This window comes from Mesorhizobium sp. L48C026A00 (genome assembly GCF_000502375.1).
GTDB lineage: Bacteria > Pseudomonadota > Alphaproteobacteria > Rhizobiales > Rhizobiaceae > Mesorhizobium > Mesorhizobium muleiense.
Map to the genome: position 1 here is coordinate 225446 of NZ_AYWU01000004.1, position 16328 is coordinate 241773.

General features: G+C 62.2%; 11 protein-coding genes and 1 tRNA gene. 5 read left to right on the top strand and 7 right to left on the bottom strand.

All coding sequences use genetic code 11. The features are described from left to right. Window positions 1-8 precede the first annotated feature (8 nt). Window positions 9-1244, top strand: coding sequence for an SGNH/GDSL hydrolase family protein (locus X738_RS52120; protein ID WP_023798072.1), 1236 nt, complete (start codon window positions 9-11; stop codon window positions 1242-1244). A gap of 110 nt (window positions 1245-1354) precedes the next feature. Here X738_RS52120 and X738_RS52125 read toward each other — a convergent pair whose 3' ends face one another. Both X738_RS52125 and gltB read right to left on the bottom strand, forming a co-directional pair. Further along, window positions 1355-2809 carry a glutamate synthase subunit beta gene (locus X738_RS52125; protein ID WP_023798073.1) on the bottom strand — a complete coding sequence of 485 codons (1455 nt, stop codon included), beginning with the start codon at window positions 2807-2809 and terminating at the stop codon, window positions 1355-1357. A gap of 143 nt (window positions 2810-2952) precedes the next feature. Then, entirely contained in the window at window positions 2953-7701 is a 4749-nt protein-coding gene (gene gltB / locus X738_RS52130; RefSeq protein ID WP_023798074.1) for a glutamate synthase large subunit, read from the bottom strand. 575 nt (window positions 7702-8276) lie between these two features. Between gltB and X738_RS52140 the strand changes: the two genes are divergently transcribed. Then, window positions 8277-9329 (top strand): threonine aldolase family protein, encoded by a 1053-nt coding sequence (locus tag X738_RS52140; RefSeq protein WP_023798076.1) that lies wholly within the window; start codon window positions 8277-8279, stop codon window positions 9327-9329. A 70-nt stretch (window positions 9330-9399) separates the two neighbouring features. On the opposite strand, the gene X738_RS52145 is transcribed toward X738_RS52140, so the two are convergent. Continuing rightward, the gene (locus tag X738_RS52145) at window positions 9400-9864 is read right to left on the bottom strand and encodes an Hsp20 family protein (protein WP_023798077.1); all 465 of its coding nucleotides are present in this window, start codon (window positions 9862-9864) and stop codon (window positions 9400-9402) included. 561 nt (window positions 9865-10425) lie between these two features. Here X738_RS52145 and X738_RS52150 point away from each other — a divergent pair. After that, window positions 10426-11400, top strand: a complete 975-nt coding sequence (locus X738_RS52150) for an alpha/beta fold hydrolase (protein ID WP_023798078.1) — start codon at window positions 10426-10428, stop codon at window positions 11398-11400. 149 nt (window positions 11401-11549) lie between these two features. Here the strand turns inward: X738_RS52150 and X738_RS52155 are convergent, their stop codons facing one another. From X738_RS52155 to X738_RS52165, 3 genes are all read right to left on the bottom strand, one after another. Next, entirely contained in the window at window positions 11550-12092 is a 543-nt protein-coding gene (locus X738_RS52155) for a DUF1579 family protein (RefSeq protein WP_023798079.1), read from the bottom strand. Window positions 12093-12211: 119 nt separating this feature from the next. Further along, window positions 12212-12985, bottom strand: a complete 774-nt coding sequence (gene hisN, locus X738_RS52160) for a histidinol-phosphatase (protein ID WP_023798080.1) — start codon at window positions 12983-12985, stop codon at window positions 12212-12214. Between the two features lie 468 nt (window positions 12986-13453). Beyond that, window positions 13454-14410, bottom strand: coding sequence for an N-formylglutamate amidohydrolase (locus tag X738_RS52165; RefSeq protein WP_023798081.1), 957 nt, complete (start codon window positions 14408-14410; stop codon window positions 13454-13456). A gap of 146 nt (window positions 14411-14556) precedes the next feature. Between X738_RS52165 and cpdR the strand changes: the two genes are divergently transcribed. Further along, complete coding sequence (cpdR, locus tag X738_RS52170; RefSeq protein WP_006199474.1) at window positions 14557-14919, top strand: cell cycle two-component system response regulator CpdR; 363 nt, start codon at window positions 14557-14559, stop codon at window positions 14917-14919. A 115-nt stretch (window positions 14920-15034) separates the two neighbouring features. Then, window positions 15035-15109: transfer RNA gene (locus X738_RS52175), tRNA-Val, on the top strand. A 282-nt stretch (window positions 15110-15391) separates the two neighbouring features. On the opposite strand, the gene X738_RS52180 is transcribed toward X738_RS52175, so the two are convergent. After that, window positions 15392-16267, bottom strand: a complete 876-nt coding sequence (locus X738_RS52180; protein WP_023798083.1) for a GIY-YIG nuclease family protein — start codon at window positions 16265-16267, stop codon at window positions 15392-15394. Window positions 16268-16328: the final 61 nt, after the last annotated feature.

The following is a 16328-nucleotide window of genomic DNA, read 5'->3' on the forward strand; positions in this document are numbered from 1 at the left end:
GACGGTAATTGGTTTCGGCTGCGCGTATCCGTGTGATCCTTCGTCGCGTGCCGATCCTGATTCTGGCTATTGCCGTCCTGGCCGTCGGCGCTGCCGCCGTCTTTCACACGCCGGCCGTGGCGCAGGAAGAACAAAGGCGTGGCTGGTCGCTGCGCGACCTGTTGTTTCTGCGCCGAAGCGAGCGGGTGGAACCGCCGCGACTGATTGAGCCGCGACGGATTCAGAGGATCGGGCCACGGAAGCCAAAAGTCAGAAAGTCGCGTGCCGCGCCGCGCCGGCCGGCTGAGCCGGCAGCCCCCATTGTCGAGAAGGCGCCGGATGCCCGCACCGTTCTGGTGGTCGGCGATTTCATGGCGACCGGCCTCGCCGAGGGTCTCGACACCGCCTTTGCCGAAAACAACAAGGTCAGGATCGTCGTCCGCAGCAATGGTTCGTCCGGTTTTGTGCGTGACGATTTCTACAACTGGCCCGAACAGATCAAGTCGCTGATCGAGACCGAAAAGCCCGCGGCCGTGATCGTCATGCTGGGTTCCAACGATCGGCAGCAGATGCGCGTGAACGGTGAACGCGAACAGCCACGGACCGAAGCGTGGACCGAGGAATACGAACGCCGTACCGATGCGTTCGGCAAGGCCATTGCATCGGCCAAGGTGCCGTATCTGTGGGTCGGCATGCCGGCCTTCAAGGCGCCGAAGATGACCTCCGACATGCTGGCTTTCAACGACATCTACCGCTCGACGGCCGAGAGCCATGGCGGCGAATTCGTCGACATCTGGGACGGTTTCGTCGACGAGGAAGGCGCCTTTGTCACCAGCGGGCCTGACATCAACGGCCAGCCGGTGCGCCTGCGCACCGACGACGGCATCCGTGTGTCGAAAGCCGGCAAACGCAAGCTCGCCTTCTATGCCGAAAAACCCTTGCTGAAGATCCTTGGAATGACCTCGCCTCCGGGCACACTGGCAGCTTATGCGCCAGCCGGCGCTCCGGTCGGGGCGCCGACACCGACACCCATGCCCGTCGATCGCACGGTGCCGATGCTGCTCAGCGATCCGGCACTCGACGGCGGTTCGGAACTTCTCGGCGCCGCAGCGCCGGCAAAGGCGGACGGGCCTGGCGAAAAACTCTTCGTCGAGGGCAATGTATCAGCTGCTTCGCCCGGACGCGCCGACCATTTTTCCTGGCCGCCAAGGAAGCAGCCTGCGGCGGCGGCCGTGCCCGAAACGACCACCGCGATCACTCCGTAACTAAACTGCTCCGGGCACCGGCTTACGCCGGCCGTAGCTTTAACTGCCACGACCGCTCACAAGTGCTTCGGCCGGCGAAGGCCGGAAGCGCAGAAAAGCCTCAAACGGTCTCAGCGCGGCAGCACGCTCGATCCCATCAGCGCCTCGTCGATCGAACGCGCTGCCTGACGGCCCTCGCGGATCGCCCAGACGACCAGCGATTGACCGCGGCGCACATCGCCCGCCGCATAGAGCTTTTCGACGCTGGTCTTGTAGTCGCGATCATTGGCCTCGACGTTGTTCGAGCGGCGGCTGTCGATGGCGATCTTCATCTGGCCAGCCAGTTCCGACACCGGCCCGACGGCGGCCGGCCCGGCAAAGCCGATAGCGATGAAGGCGAGATCCGCACGGATGACGAATTCCGTGCCGGCGATCGGCTTGCGCTTTTCATCGACCTCGCAGCATTTGACGCCGGTCAACGCGCCGTCCTCGCCGATGAATTCGAGCGTCGCCACCTGGAACTCGCGCTCGGCGCCTTCCGCCTGCGAGGACGAGGTGCGCATCTTCGTCGCCCAGTAGGGCCAGACCGAAAGCTTGTCTTCCTTTTCCGGCGGCTGCGGCCGGATGTCGAGCTGGGTGACGCGAACGGCGCCCTGGCGGAAGGCGGTGCCGACGCAGTCGGACGCGGTGTCGCCGCCGCCGACGACGACGACATGCTGGCCGCCCGCGACGATCGGCGGCGACGGCCACGCCACCGACTGGATCGGCTCACCGCCGATGCGCTTGTTCTGCTGCACCAGGTAAGGCATCGCGTCATGCACGCCGTCGAGATCGTCGCCGGGAATGTTGGCCGGGCGCGGCGTTTCCGAACCGCCGCAATAGAGCACCGCATCATACTCGGCGAGCAGCTCCGCCACCGGCTTGTCGACACCGACATTGATCCCGCAATGGAAGCTCACGCCCTCGCCTTGCATCTGCTCGATGCGCCGGTCGATGTAGTGCTTCTCGATCTTGAAGTCGGGGATGCCGTAGCGCATCAGCCCGCCCGGCCGGCTCTCGCGCTCGTAGACGTGAACGTCGTGGCCGGCGCGGCCAAGCTGCTGGGCGGCCGCCATGCCGGCCGGCCCCGAGCCAATGATTGCGACGCGCCTGCCGGTCTTCCTTTCCGGCGGATAGGGCCGGATATGACCGGTTTCATAGGCCTTGTCGGCGATCGCCTGCTCGATCGTCTTGATGGCGACCGGAATGTCCTCGAGGTTCAGCGTGCAGGCTTCCTCGCAAGGTGCCGGACAGATGCGGCCGGTGAATTCCGGGAAATTATTGGTCGAATGCAGGTTGCGGATCGCATTGTCCCAGTCGCCATTGTAGACGAGGTCGTTCCAGTCCGGGATCTGGTTGTGGACCGGGCAGCCGGTCGGCCCGTGACAGTACGGAATGCCGCAATCCATGCAGCGCGCGGCCTGTTTCTCGACCTCCTTGTCCGACATCGGCAGCGTGAACTCGCGAAAATGCCGGATGCGGTCGGAAGCCGGCTGGTACTTGTGCACCTGCCGGTCGATCTCGAGAAACCCTGTTACCTTGCCCATAGTCCAGTCCCTGCTGTCCAGATGGCGCGCTCGACGACGCACCCGTTAACCTCATAAGGCAGCCATGGCAACCTTCAGTCCGAGGCCAGGATTGTTGATGAAGGCGTCGCCCGGGAAGCTTGGCTTCCCGGCAATCCCAATACCTATTCCGCCGCAACGCCCATGCGCATGCGTTCCATTTCGATCAGCGCGCGGCGGTATTCGACCGGCATGATCTTCCGGAATTTCGGCCGGAAAGTCGCCCAGTTGTCGAGGATCTCGCGGCCGCGCACCGAACCCGTGTAATGGACGTGGTTCGAGATCAGCTGATAGAGCCGCTCCTCATCATGGCTGGTCATGTCGCCGGACACGTCGACGCGGCCTTTGTGATCGAGGTCGCCGCCATGATGGAGCAGTTTCTCCATCAGGTCGTCTTCTTCGGGAACGGGTTCCAGTTCGACCATCGCCATGTTGCAGCGCTCGGCGAAATCACCCACCTCGTCGAGCACATAGGCGACGCCGCCCGACATGCCGGCGGCAAAGTTGCGGCCGGTCTGCCCGATGACGACGACAATGCCGCCGGTCATGTACTCGCAGCCATGGTCGCCAACGCCTTCGACGACGGCGGCGACGCCCGAATTGCGAACCGCAAAACGCTCGCCGGCGACGCCGCAGAAATAGGCCTCGCCCTCGGTCGCGCCGTAGAGCACCGTGTTGCCGACGATGATCGACTCCGCGGCGACGATCTTCGTGTTCTCCGGCGGGCGGATGACGATGCGGCCGCCCGACAGGCCCTTGCCGACGTAGTCATTGGCCGCACCGACCAGCTCGAACGAAACCCCACGCGCCAGGAAGGCGCCGAAGGACTGGCCGGCGGTGCCGGTGAGCTTCACCGAGATCGTGTCCTCGCGCAGGCCCTTGTGCTTGAAGCGCTTTGCCACTTCGCCCGACAGCATGGCGCCGGTCGAACGGTCGACATTGCGGATCGGCAGCTCGATGCCGACCGGCTGCCTGGCGTCCAGCGCCGGCTTGGCCAACTCGATCAGCTTGCGGTCGAGCACGTCGTCGATCGGATGCTTCTGCCGCTCGGTCCAGTGCACCGCCTCATGCGGCGCATCCGGCTTGAAGAACATCTTGCTGAAATCGAGCCCGCGTGCCTTCCAGTGCTGGATCAGCTCCCGCTTCTCCAGGAGGTCGGTGTCGCCGATGATCTGGTCGAGGTGGGTGTAGCCCATCTCGGCGAGCAGCGCCCGGACCTCTTCCGCCACATAAAAGAAGAAGTTGATGACATGTTCCGGCGTGCCCTTGAAGCGCTTGCGCAACACCGGATCCTGCGTCGCGACGCCGACCGGGCAGGTGTTGAGATGGCACTTGCGCATCATGATGCAGCCGGCCGCGATCAGCGGCGCGGTCGAGAAGCCGAATTCGTCGGCGCCAAGCAGCGCGCCGATGACGACGTCGCGGCCAGTGCGCAGTCCGCCATCGACCTGCAGCGCGACGCGCGACCTGAGGCCGTTGAGCACCAGCGTCTGGTGCGTCTCGGCAAGGCCCATCTCCCACGGGCTGCCGGCGTGCTTGAGCGAGGTCAGCGGCGATGCGCCGGTGCCGCCGTCATAGCCGGAAATGGTGATGTGATCGGCGCGCGCCTTGGCGACGCCGGCCGCAACGGTGCCGACACCGACTTCGGATACCAGCTTGACTGAGACATCAGCCGCCGGGTTGACGTTCTTGAGGTCGTAGATCAGCTGCGCCAGATCCTCGATCGAGTAGATGTCGTGATGCGGCGGCGGCGAGATCAGGCCGACGCCGGGCGTCGAATGCCTGACCTTGGCAATGGTGGCATCGACCTTGTGACCGGGCAGCTGACCGCCCTCGCCGGGCTTCGCGCCTTGCGCGACCTTGATCTGCATCACATCGGAGTTCACCAGATACTCCGCCGTCACGCCGAAACGCCCGGAAGCGACCTGCTTGATCGCCGAACGCTCGGGGTTCTTGCCGCCGTCCGGCAGCGGCAGGTAACGGTCGGCCTCTTCGCCGCCCTCGCCGGTGTTCGACTTGCCGCCGATCGTGTTCATGGCGCGCGCCAGCGTGGTGTGCGCTTCTCTGGAGATCGAGCCGAAGGACATCGCTCCGGTCGAGAACCGCTTGACGATATCGGCCGCCGACATGACCTCGTCGAGCTCGACCTTCTTGCGCCCGGTTTCTTCGGCCAGCCTGATCTTGAACAGGCCGCGAATGCTCTGCGCCCGCGCCGTCTCGCTGTCGATCTGAGCGGAATAGTCCTTGAACGTCTGCCACGATCCCTGGCGCACGGCGTGCTGCAGGGTGGCCACCGCATCGGGCGACCAGATATGCGCTTCGCCGCGCATGCGGAACATGTATTCGCCGCCGACCTCGAGGCTGTTGCGCAGCACCGGGTCGTTGCCGAAGCCGTCGCCGTGGCGGCTGACCGTTTCGGCCGCGATCTCTTCCAGCCCGACGCCTTCGATCAGCGTCGCGGTGCCGGTGAAATATTTTTGCACGAAGTCGGTCTTCAGCCCGATGGCGTCGAAGATCTGCGCGCCGCAATAGGACTGGTAGGTCGAGATGCCCATCTTCGACATCACCTTGAGAATGCCCTTGCCGATCGACTTGATGTAGCGGGAGACGACCTCATTGGCGTCGACTTCGGCCGGCAGCTCGCCGCGCTTGTGCATGTCGAGCAGCGTGTCGAAGGCGAGATAGGGATTGATCGCCTCGGCGCCATAGCCCGCAAGGCAGCAGAAATGATGCACCTCGCGCGGTTCGCCGGACTCGACGACCAGGCCCACCGATGTGCGCAATCCCTTGCGGATCAAATGATGGTGGACCGCCGCCGTCGCCAGCAATGCCGGGATGGCGATGCGGTCCGGCCCGAGCTGACGGTCGGACAGGATGATGATGTTGTAGCCGCCGGCGACCGCCGCCTCGGCGCGCTCGCACAGCCGGTCGATGGCGCCCTGCATGCCGGCCGCGCCTTCGTTCGAAGCATAGGTGATGTCGATCGTCTTGGTGTCGAAACGGTCCTCGGTGTGACCGATGGAGCGGATCTTCTCAAGATCGCCATTGGTCAGGATCGGCTGGCGCACTTCGAGCCGCTTGCGACGCGAATTGCCGACGAGGTCGAAGATGTTCGGCCTCGGCCCGATGAACGACACCAGGCTCATCACCAGTTCCTCGCGGATCGGGTCGATAGGCGGGTTGGTGACCTGGGCGAAGTTCTGCTTGAAATAGGTGTAGAGCAGCTTCGATCTGTCCGACATCGCCGAAATCGGCGTGTCGGTGCCCATCGAGCCGACCGCTTCCTGGCCGGTGGTCGCCATCGGCGACATCAGCAGCTTGGTGTCTTCCTGGGTAAAGCCGAACGCCTGCTGACGATCGAGCAGGCTGACGTCCCTGCGCAGCGCCCGCGGCTCGACCGGCTTCAGGTCTTCGAGGATGAGCTGGGTGTTGGCGAGCCAGCTCTTGTAGGGATGCCTGGTCGCGATCTCCGACTTGATCTCCTCGTCGGAAACGATGCGGCCCTTCTCCAGGTCGATCAGCAGCATGCGGCCGGGCTGCAGCCGCCACTTCTTGACGATCCTTTCCTCCGGCACCGGCAGCACGCCGGCTTCCGAGGCCATGATGACGCGATCGTCGTCGGTGACGATATAGCGCGCCGGGCGCAGCCCGTTGCGGTCGAGCGTGGCGCCGATCTGGCGGCCGTCGGTGAAGGCCACCGCCGCCGGCCCGTCCCACGGCTCCATCAGGGCGGCGTGGTATTCATAAAAGGCCTTGCGATCTTGATCCATCAGCTTGTTGCCGGCCCAGGCCTCAGGGATCAGCATCATCATTGCGTGAGCGAGCGAGTAGCCGCCCTGCGTCAGGAATTCGAGCGCATTGTCGAAACAGGCGGTGTCCGACTGCCCCTCATAGGAGATCGGCCACAGCTTGGAGATGTCGTTGCCGAACAGTTCGGAATCGACCGAGGCCTGCCGCGCCGCCATCCAGTTGACGTTGCCCCGCAGCGTGTTGATCTCGCCATTGTGGGCGACCATGCGATAGGGATGCGCCAGCTTCCACGACGGGAAGGTGTTGGTCGAGAAACGCTGGTGGACGAGGATCAGCGCCGTCTCGAAACGCGGATCGGTCAGATCCTTGTAATAGGCGCCGACCTGATAGGCCAGGAACATGCCCTTGTAGACGATGGTCCGCGATGACATCGACACGACGTAGAAGCCATTGTCGACGCCCTTGGTCTCTTCGTGGATACGACCGGAAATGACCTTGCGCAGGATGTAGAGCCGCCGTTCGTAATCGTCGTCGCTCTCGATCTCGGCGCCACGACCCAGAAACACCTGCCGCTGGACCGGTTCGGAAGCAGCGATATCAGGCGCCTTTGACAGCGATGAATTGTCGACCGGCACGTCGCGAAAGCCGAGTAGCGGCTGGCCTTCGAGCTGCGCGACCTCGGCGATGATGCCTTCGATATGCGCCTGAAGCTCAGGATCGCGCGGCATGAACACATGGCCGACGGCGTAATGGCCGGGCTTGGGCAGTTCGACGCCCTGGCTGGCCATCTCCTCGCGGAAGAAGCGGTCGGGAAGCTGCACCAGCACGCCGGCGCCGTCGCCCATCAGTGGGTCGGCGCCGACGGCGCCGCGATGCGTCAGATTTTCGAGCACCGCCAGGCCGTCCGTGACGATCTGATGCGACTTGACGCCCTTCATATTGACGATGAAGCCGACGCCGCAGGCATCGTGCTCGTTGCGCGGATCGTAAAGGCCGTGGGCGGCGAACCCGGTAGGGGTCCGCCCGATCTTGGTCAGGCCAGTGGCGATGGACGGATTTTTGACGGCTGGCGCTTTCGTCTGCGCGGCCGGGCCGTTTGTCGCAGATGGCGTCACTTCCGTCATCGTCCTGTCCTCCATGCCAGCCCTTCGGGCGCTGGTTTGCGTTGGGAAGCACATGAGCTTCCCTCTCATCCTTGCGGCACGTCTTGCGAAATCCTTGCAGAACCAGGCGGCCTGGTTCGCATCCGGCAATCGTACAGGCCAGAGCCGGGCTGTCTACCTGTCGCTCGCGGCAATGGCCGGAGAGGCCCAATGATACGCCAATCCAGCCTGTTTTGTGCGACAAAATAAGACAGCACTACTGTCCTAAATTTTTATGACAGAAATTGCGGATGCGCACAAGACCGATTCACAACAATCATGGGCATCTAGAGACAGAAAATTACGCGCGACCCGGCCAAAACGCAACCTTCAGTCGTCCGCCTTAATGCATGTCGCGCAAAAGTGTGCAGCGGTTTTACGATAACGACATGCATGAAAACAAAAACCTAAAGCGCGTGGCATGAGGCCGGCCGAACGCGACGCGCTTTAGGTCCCCGGCCTCTCGCTGGCTTTACCGCTTTTCCGGCGCTTGGCACTTGCGAGCGGCATGCGAAAGCGGCCAAGGTCGCCTTGATTTTCCCAGCACAGGCAAACGCATGAATTTCGCTTCCGACAATTGGGCAGGCGCCCATCCCAGCATCGCCGCGGGCCTGTCGGCCCATGCCGGCGGCTTTTCCACCGCCTATGGCGACGGCGCCCTCGACGAGGCCGCATACCAGCGCTTCAACGAAATCTTCGAGCGCGAGGTCGCGGTGTTTTTCGTGGCCACCGGCACCGCCGCCAATTCCCTGTCGCTGACCGCCTACAACAAATCGGGCGGCATTTCCTTCTGCCATCGAGAGTCGCATGTCATCGAGGATGAATGCGGCGCCCCGGAATACTTTACCGGCGGCTCACGGCTCCATGCCGTCGACGGTGCGCTGGGCAAGATCGATCCGAACGACCTGGACAGGGCGGTCGGCCGGTTCGCGCCTGAAATCGTCCATTCCGGGCGCCCGATGGCGGTGTCGATCACCCAGTCGACCGAGGTCGGCACCATCTACACACTAAACGAAATTGCCAGGATTTCGGCGATCGCCAAGCATCACAAACTGCCGCTGCACATGGATGGTGCCCGCTTCGCCAATGCGCTGGTCGCGCTCGAGACAACACCGGCGCAGATGACCTGGAAGGGCGGCGTCGACATCCTCTCTTTCGGCGCCACCAAGAACGGCTGCTGGTGCGCCGAGGCTATCGTGCTGTTCGACCTCGACCGCGCCAGGGAACTGGCCTTCCTGCGCAAGCGCGCGGCGCAATTGTTCTCGAAATCGCGCTTCATCGCAGCGCAGTTCGAAGCCTATTTCAAGGACCACCTGTGGCTCGACACGGCGCGGCATGCCAACGCCATGGCAGCACGCCTCGCAGCACTGATCGAGGATTCCGCGTCGGCGCGTCTGGCCTGGCTGCCGCAGGCCAACGAAGTGTTCGCAGTGATGAAAAAGGCCAAGGCTGAACGGGTGCATTTGGCCGGTGCCGCCTTCTACGACTGGCACAAGCCGCACGGCTTTGATGGCCATATCGGCGAGGACGAAGCGCTCTATCGTTTCGTCACCAGCTTTGCGACCACGGCCGAAGAGGTCGACCGCTTTGGCGAGCTAATTGCTGGATAGCGGCACCTATCCATCAAAAGGGCGGCGCCAGGCGCCGCCCTCGTCTGTTAGGTCGTCTTTGTGACGCAGCTTACGCGGTGGTCTTGGCCTCGATCTGCTTGGCCTTCGCCGAAGACGCGGTGATCGCGATCTTCCGCGGCTTCAGTTCCTCGGGAATATTGCGCTTGAGGTCGACGAAGAGCAGGCCGTTCTTCAGCGAGGCGCCGACGACATCAACATGGTCGGCAAGCTGGAAGCGGCGCTCAAAGGCCCTGCTGGCGATACCGCGATAGAGCAGTTCGGAGCCTTCGCCATTGCCCTCCTTGCGCTCACCCTTGACTGTCAGAACGTTGCGGTGAGCCTCGATCGAGAGCTCATCGTCCGAGAAGCCGGCGACCGCCATCGAGATGCGATAGGAATCCTCACCGGTGCGCTCGATGTTGTATGGCGGATAGGTCTGTGCACCTTCCGGCTGCGCAAGCGAATCGAGCATGGTGAACAGCCGGTCGAAACCGACGGTCGAACGATAGAGCGGGGAAAAATCAACGTGACGCATAGTGTGTTCTCCTGTTGAGCAACAAACGTATGGCCGGTGCGAAACCCGTGACGGCGTTCCGGATGGGCCAGCGGCCCCGACATTGGCGGCCGCAGCAGACATTTGGGGAGCACGAGAAGGCATTTCAAGATTCTGCCGCCTCGATGAACGGCCGATGAACCGCGGCTTCGGCGGACGTTCAGCTAAGTCGCGCTAGACTGCTTCCAGGATCAAGGAACAGGCGGCGGTTACGGCGTCGCGCGTCCTCTCGGACATGCAAAAGGAAGCTGTAACACTTTGATTGCGCATGATTCACGGCGAAATCGGCTGCGGTTTTCGCGGTTATGCGCGAGATGCCGCAACGGGGCCGACCGGGTGTAACGTCCCTTCCTCCCGGATCGACGGGGGGCCGGAAGCATGCCGCAAGCTGCTTTCGGCCTCACTCGCCGGCCGGCTCGTTCAGCCTTTCCAACGCGTCCGGAATTCCTTTGCTTTTGCTGCCCTTTGCTTTTGCTGCATGGGGCGTCTATGCCTACCACAGCTTGCGCCATGCAGGCAGCGACACTTGAAACGCAGCGCCGAATGACGGACCTCCTCGACAAAATTCCCCTCTTCCGCGAAGTTCCGGGCAATCCGCTGCCGGAAAATGCGGCCGGTGGTTTCTTCACCACGCGCGACGGCAAGAAGATCCGTTATGGCCTCTTTGCCGCCGTTGCCCGCCCGATGAAGGGTACCGTGGTCGTCTTGACCGGCCGCAACGAGTGCATCGAAAAATATTTCGAGACCATCCGCAACCTCGCCGACCGTGGCTTTGGCGTCGCCACCTTTGACTGGCGCGGCCAGGGCGGTTCCGACCGGCTGATCAGCGATCGCGAGCGCGGCTATGTCCGCAGTTTCTTCGACTACACCGGCGACCTGGAACAGTTCTTCGAGGAGATCGTGCTGCCCGACTGCCGGGGGCCGTATTACATATTGGCCCATTCGGCCGGGGCGGTGATCACGCTGCTTGCCGGGCCGTCGATGGTGAACCGCGTACGGCGCATGGTGCTGATCGCGCCCTTCCTGGCGGTGCCCGACCTGCCGGTCTCGACAACCACCGTTCGCCGCCTCTGCTCGCTGTTCTGTCTGCTGGGTCTTGGCAAGCTTTATGCCGCCTGGGGTCCGCGGCCCAGAAAAACCATACCCTTTGCCGTCAACAAGGTGACATCGGATCCCGAGCGGTATCGGCGCAACACGCTGCTCTACGAAACCTACCCGCAGCTGGCGCTCGGCGGCCCGACGATCCGCTGGCTGAAAGCGGCGACGCAGGCCTCCGAGGTCATCAACGATCCCGACTTTATGGCCAGGATCCGGGTTCCCTTGCTGGTGGTCGCCGCCGGCGCCGACCAGGTCGTCTCGACTAAAGCGGTGGAAACCTACACCAGACGCCTGCGTCTCGGTTCACTGCTGGTGATCGATGGTGCACGCCATGAAATATTGCAGGAAGCCGACTTCTATCGGGAGCAGTTCTTTGCCGCCTTCGATGCCTTCATTCCGGGAAGCGACGACAACTCCTGATTGATTGCCGTGCTCCTCCGGACGCGCAAAAGACCCCTCCAAATCATTGAAAATCCATGACTTGGCTTGAAAACTGACTTGGCTTGAAAAAATGACTTGGCCTGGAAACGAACCTGGCTTGAAAAATGCTTTCCAGGTCGATCGTCAGCCTACACTTCCCGGGCGAAATCCATGATCCAGTTGGTCTCCCAGGTCTTGCCGCCATCCGCTGAAAAAGCCTGCTCCCAGCGCGCCGATGTTTCAGTGATCCGCGACCACAGGAAGCGAACCTGGATAGCGCGTCCGTCAAAAACGTCTTCACACAGGAACGCGCCGACGCCTGCTTCGAAGGCGCCGCGCATCGGAATATCGATGGTCGACGGGCTGCGGCCGTCTATCCACCAGATCGACCATTGTCTCGTCGCCGGATCGAAGGTCCGCAGCGTGGCGGCGCGATAGGCGCCGCCGGGCAATTCAATCACATTGTCATCGACATTGCCGAGCCCGCCAAGGATCGGGCGCACCTCGCATGTCCCGCCAAACACGTCCCAGTTCGTGTCGCCTTGCAGGCGCTCCTGCAACCTTCGATGGCTGACGTTCCAGCGTCCGAAGAAGAAATCGAAATCGGCCCGCCCATCTCCCAGAGCATTTTCTGCCGGCGCATTTTCTACTGGAGCATCTTCGGAACGGCTGGTTGTTGACTGCGTCGGCATGAGACTCCCTCCCGTGGCATTGTCTCCATAGCCGAGAGCTGCTGACACCTTGCCGTCAGGAGCATTGGGTTATCGTCGCCGTGGGCACCTCAGTCGTAATGGCCAGCTGCCCAGCCGGTTCAGCCACGCAACGCCGCCATCGCGGCGGCATGAAGCTCCGGCGTTGCCGCAGCCAGGATGTCGCCGCCCCTTTCCGCCGGTCCGCCTTCGAAGGTGGTGACGACGCCGCCGGCCTTCTCGATGATCGGGATCAGCGCGACGATATCGTAGGGTTTCAAACCGGGGTCGGCGACGATGTCGACGCTTCCCGCCGCGACCATGGCGAAGGCATAGCAGTCGGTGCCGTAGCGGGCGAGCTGGACCTGCCGCTCGAACAGATCGTAGCGCAGGCGCGCGTCTCCCTTGAACAGTGCTGGCGTGGTGGTGAACAGCGTCGCTTCGGCGAGGCTTGTCGTCTTGCGTGTGGTCAGCCTTCGCGGTCCGCCCGGGCCTTCATAATGGGCGCCGGACGCGTTGGCGTAGAAAAGCTCGCCGGTGAAGGGCTGCGACATCATGCCGGCGACGGCATCGCCGTCGACCGTCAGCCCGACCAAGGTTCCCCACACCGGCAGGCCGGAAATGAAGGCACGGGTGCCGTCGATCGGATCGATCACCCAGACATGCCTGCTGGAAATGTTCTCGCTGCCATGCTCCTCGCCGAGGATGCCGTGATCGGGATATTCCGCTGAAATAAGCGCCCGGATGACCCGCTCGGCCTCGCGGTCCGCCTCGGTGACCGGGTCGAAGCTGCCTTGCTCCTTGTTGGCGACTGCGCCCTGGCTGCGGAAGCGCGGCAAGGTTTCGGCTGCGGCGGCATCCGCAATGCGCCGCATGAAATCGATGCTGATGTGCAACTGATTCTCCCGCGTAATGCATGTCGCGCAAAAGTGTGCAGCGGTTTTGCGATAACGAAATGCATAAAACAACAACCTAAAGCGCGTCGTCCGGTCAAACGCGAGGCGCTTTAGCGTGCTGGAACCATCGTCTGCCTGTGGATTTCCGCCAAAACAAGGGCGTGCGGGACTTTTGCGCATCGACGACTGTTGCTCGAATGCAACGCTGGCGCCCTCGAAACCCAGTTTCCACATCATAGTGAATTAAAAACGCCGCACAGCGGCTTGACATTTGTGCATCGCACAATAGATTTGTTCTCGGACAGGTTCTCCTGTCCATGCCCTCCTTGGGCGTTTCCTCCCTAGACTTCGACCGTGTCGTGCAAACGATGCGGTCTTTTTTTCGGCGCGGCACTCAGCCGATTGCGCGTCCCGACCCGCACGCCGATGCCTTTATCCGGCGCAAAACCTCATTTTCGATTTTCGGCATCATTCGGCGGCGAGCGGCAGATCGATAAAATTGTGGTCGGGCATCGCCATCAGGTCGGCCGAGAATTGCGCCAGATCGTCGGCGAGCGCATCGAAGCCGGCGGATTTCTGGAACGTCCGCTCGTTCATGTAAAGCCCGCGATTGACCTCGATCTGCAGTGCATGGAGGTGGCGCACCGGGCGGCCATAATGCTCGGTGATAAAGCCTCCCGCATAAGGCTTGTTATGGGCGACGGTATAGCCCATGCCGATGAGCAGGCCGATCGCCGTCTCGGTCAACGCTGCCGCAGCGGAGATGCCGAAACGGTCGCCGACGATGAAGTCGGGCCTGACACCGCTGTCGCCGACCCTGATGCTCGCCGGCATCGAGTGGCAATCGATCAGCACGGCAAAGCCGAACCGCGCATGGGTCCTGGTCAAAAGCCGTTTCAGCGTCTCGTGATAAGGTTTGTAGACGGCCTCGATGCGCCCGACGGCTTCCGCCAGCGGCACGCGGCCGGCATAGATTTCGAGCCCCTCTCCCACCAGCTTGGGCACGGTGCCAAGCCCGCCGGCGACGCGCGCCGAGCGGATGTTGCAGAACGACGGCACGGGTTCGGCGAACATGCGCGGATCGAGTTCCCACGGCTCCCGGTTGACGTCGAGATAGGCGCGCGGGAAGTTTGCCGCCAGCATCGGCGCGCCGAGCGCGACGGCGCCGCCGAACAATTCGTCAACATAGCAATCTTCGGAGCGGCGGATGGCGTTTCGGTCCAGCCTTGCCATCGCCAGGAACCGGTCCGGATAGTGACGGCCGCTATGCGGTGAGTTGAAGAGGAAGGGGACGCGCTGTTCGGCGCCCGACCGGATTTCGAAGGGGGGAACGACCGAAAAATCCTCGGCTGCCGTTTTCAATTTGAACGAATCCGGAAACACCAATGCATCATGGTTGGAAAGGTGCCACCTCGCCGGCCGCATGTCCAGCGTTTCGGCGTCCGGACCGCTTTGTTAAGGCCGGTCGGGCCTTTATCGTTCACTTGATGTTTACCCTCGCCTCCTCATATACAGGATGGTTAACGGGCTGCCGCACGGCAGTCCCGGGCGGGTGATTCGGACGGGACAAGATGGCACGCATTCTGCTGGCGGAAGACGACGACGACATGCGCCGGTTCCTCGTCAAGGCGCTGGAGCGTGCCGGCTACCAGGTCAGCGATTTCGACAATGGCGCCAGCGCCTATGAGCGGCTGCGCGAAGAGCCTTTCTCGCTGCTCTTGACCGACATCGTGATGCCGGAGATGGACGGCATAGAACTCGCTAGACGCGCCACCGAGATCGATCCCGACCTCAAGGTCATGTTCATCACCGGCTTCGCGGCCGTTGCGCTCAATCCGGATTCCAAGGCGCCGAAAGACGCCAAGGTGCTGTCGAAGCCGTTCCATCTGCGCGACCTCGTCAACGAGGTCGAAAAGATGCTGCAGGCAGCCTGACACGTTTTCCGCCGGCATCCTGCGCGTCTCCGACGGTGCGGCAAGACGAAGCTTTCTTTCCCTTTTCCTGCTATTGACGCGCGGTGGCAAAAATGGTGTATGCGCGGCTTCGGATGGGCGTGTAGCTCAGCGGGAGAGCACTGCATTGACATTGCAGGGGTCACAGGTTCAATCCCTGTCACGCCCACCATCCGGTCCCCTTTATAAGCTTGGTAAACGTGCTTTTCGGGTTCTGCCGCTTTTTGCGGCTGACACGCAATTGACACGCGAAGCATCTTGGGCACGGGCAATAGCGTGCGCGCAACCATCGTCGCCCTAAGCGCCACCTTATAGAACCCGAGCCGCCGCCGTGTCACCGAACAAATCAACGGCCCGCGGTCGGAGCAAGTCCGGCACATTGAAGGGTGGATTGGCGAGGATGAAATCTGCCTTGAGGTCGGCGAACTCGTCGCGGTGGAGGCTGCCCTGTTGTTCAATTGTCATTCAGGCCATGCGGATACCGCGTGTGAAGGCGCTCCTTCCATTTCGCCTCAAGCCGAATCACATCCTCCGCAGACATGTCAGGCGAGACGCGCTGAAGGATGCTAAACTGGAAATTCCGATGGTCACGACCCTTAAGACGGCGGTTGCCGCCATGCCCCGACGTTGAATAATTCAGCCATCGGCCAAGAATGTTATCTGTCCCATAAGCCGATCCCACATATCCTTTCCCGTCTGCTGCGTCGAAAATGAAATAGATGCCACGCCACTGAGAAAGCGTTGTCTGCCAACGAGACGGCAAGACGGCCAGTTGGTCCCACGTCAGCCCGATTTCGTCCCAGAGCGGCATACCGGCAGCCAGCGCACTCTCTTCAAGGATCGCGAGAACCGGGATGTCGTTTTTGTGCGCTCTTCGCCAGCAAGACCGCTCCGGCGGAGGCCAGCCAACGACAAGTTTTCCTTTCCATTGCGCGTAGAAATCCGTGAGCGCCAAATTGAAAAAAAGGATAGATGATCGCCCGTCTTCCTCTGTGAAGCCTCGCATACCGAGTGCCTTCATCTCATTGTAGGCGACGACCTGCCAGTATTCTTCAAAGGTAAGCCGTTGAGATTGGCCAATCCCGTATAGGCCAACGAAGATCGCCTTCCCCGGTTCATGACCGATGAACGACGCCACATATCCGGCACCGACCATCGACTTTTCCAACTTCTCCCCTTGGGTCTGCTGATACGCATTGTAGAGATCGGGCCGTTCTGCCGCGAGCCAAGGGAGTATCTTTCGAAAGCGCGGCTCGAACGGGCGGTGTCTAAGAACGAGCACCGACTTCGGCTCGATACCTGTCGAAACAAGCAGATCGTTCAGCTTCATTCAAATCGTCCGTTCGCTCTCAGAAATCACCGCCAAGACCTTGGCCTCCGTTAGGGAGTGA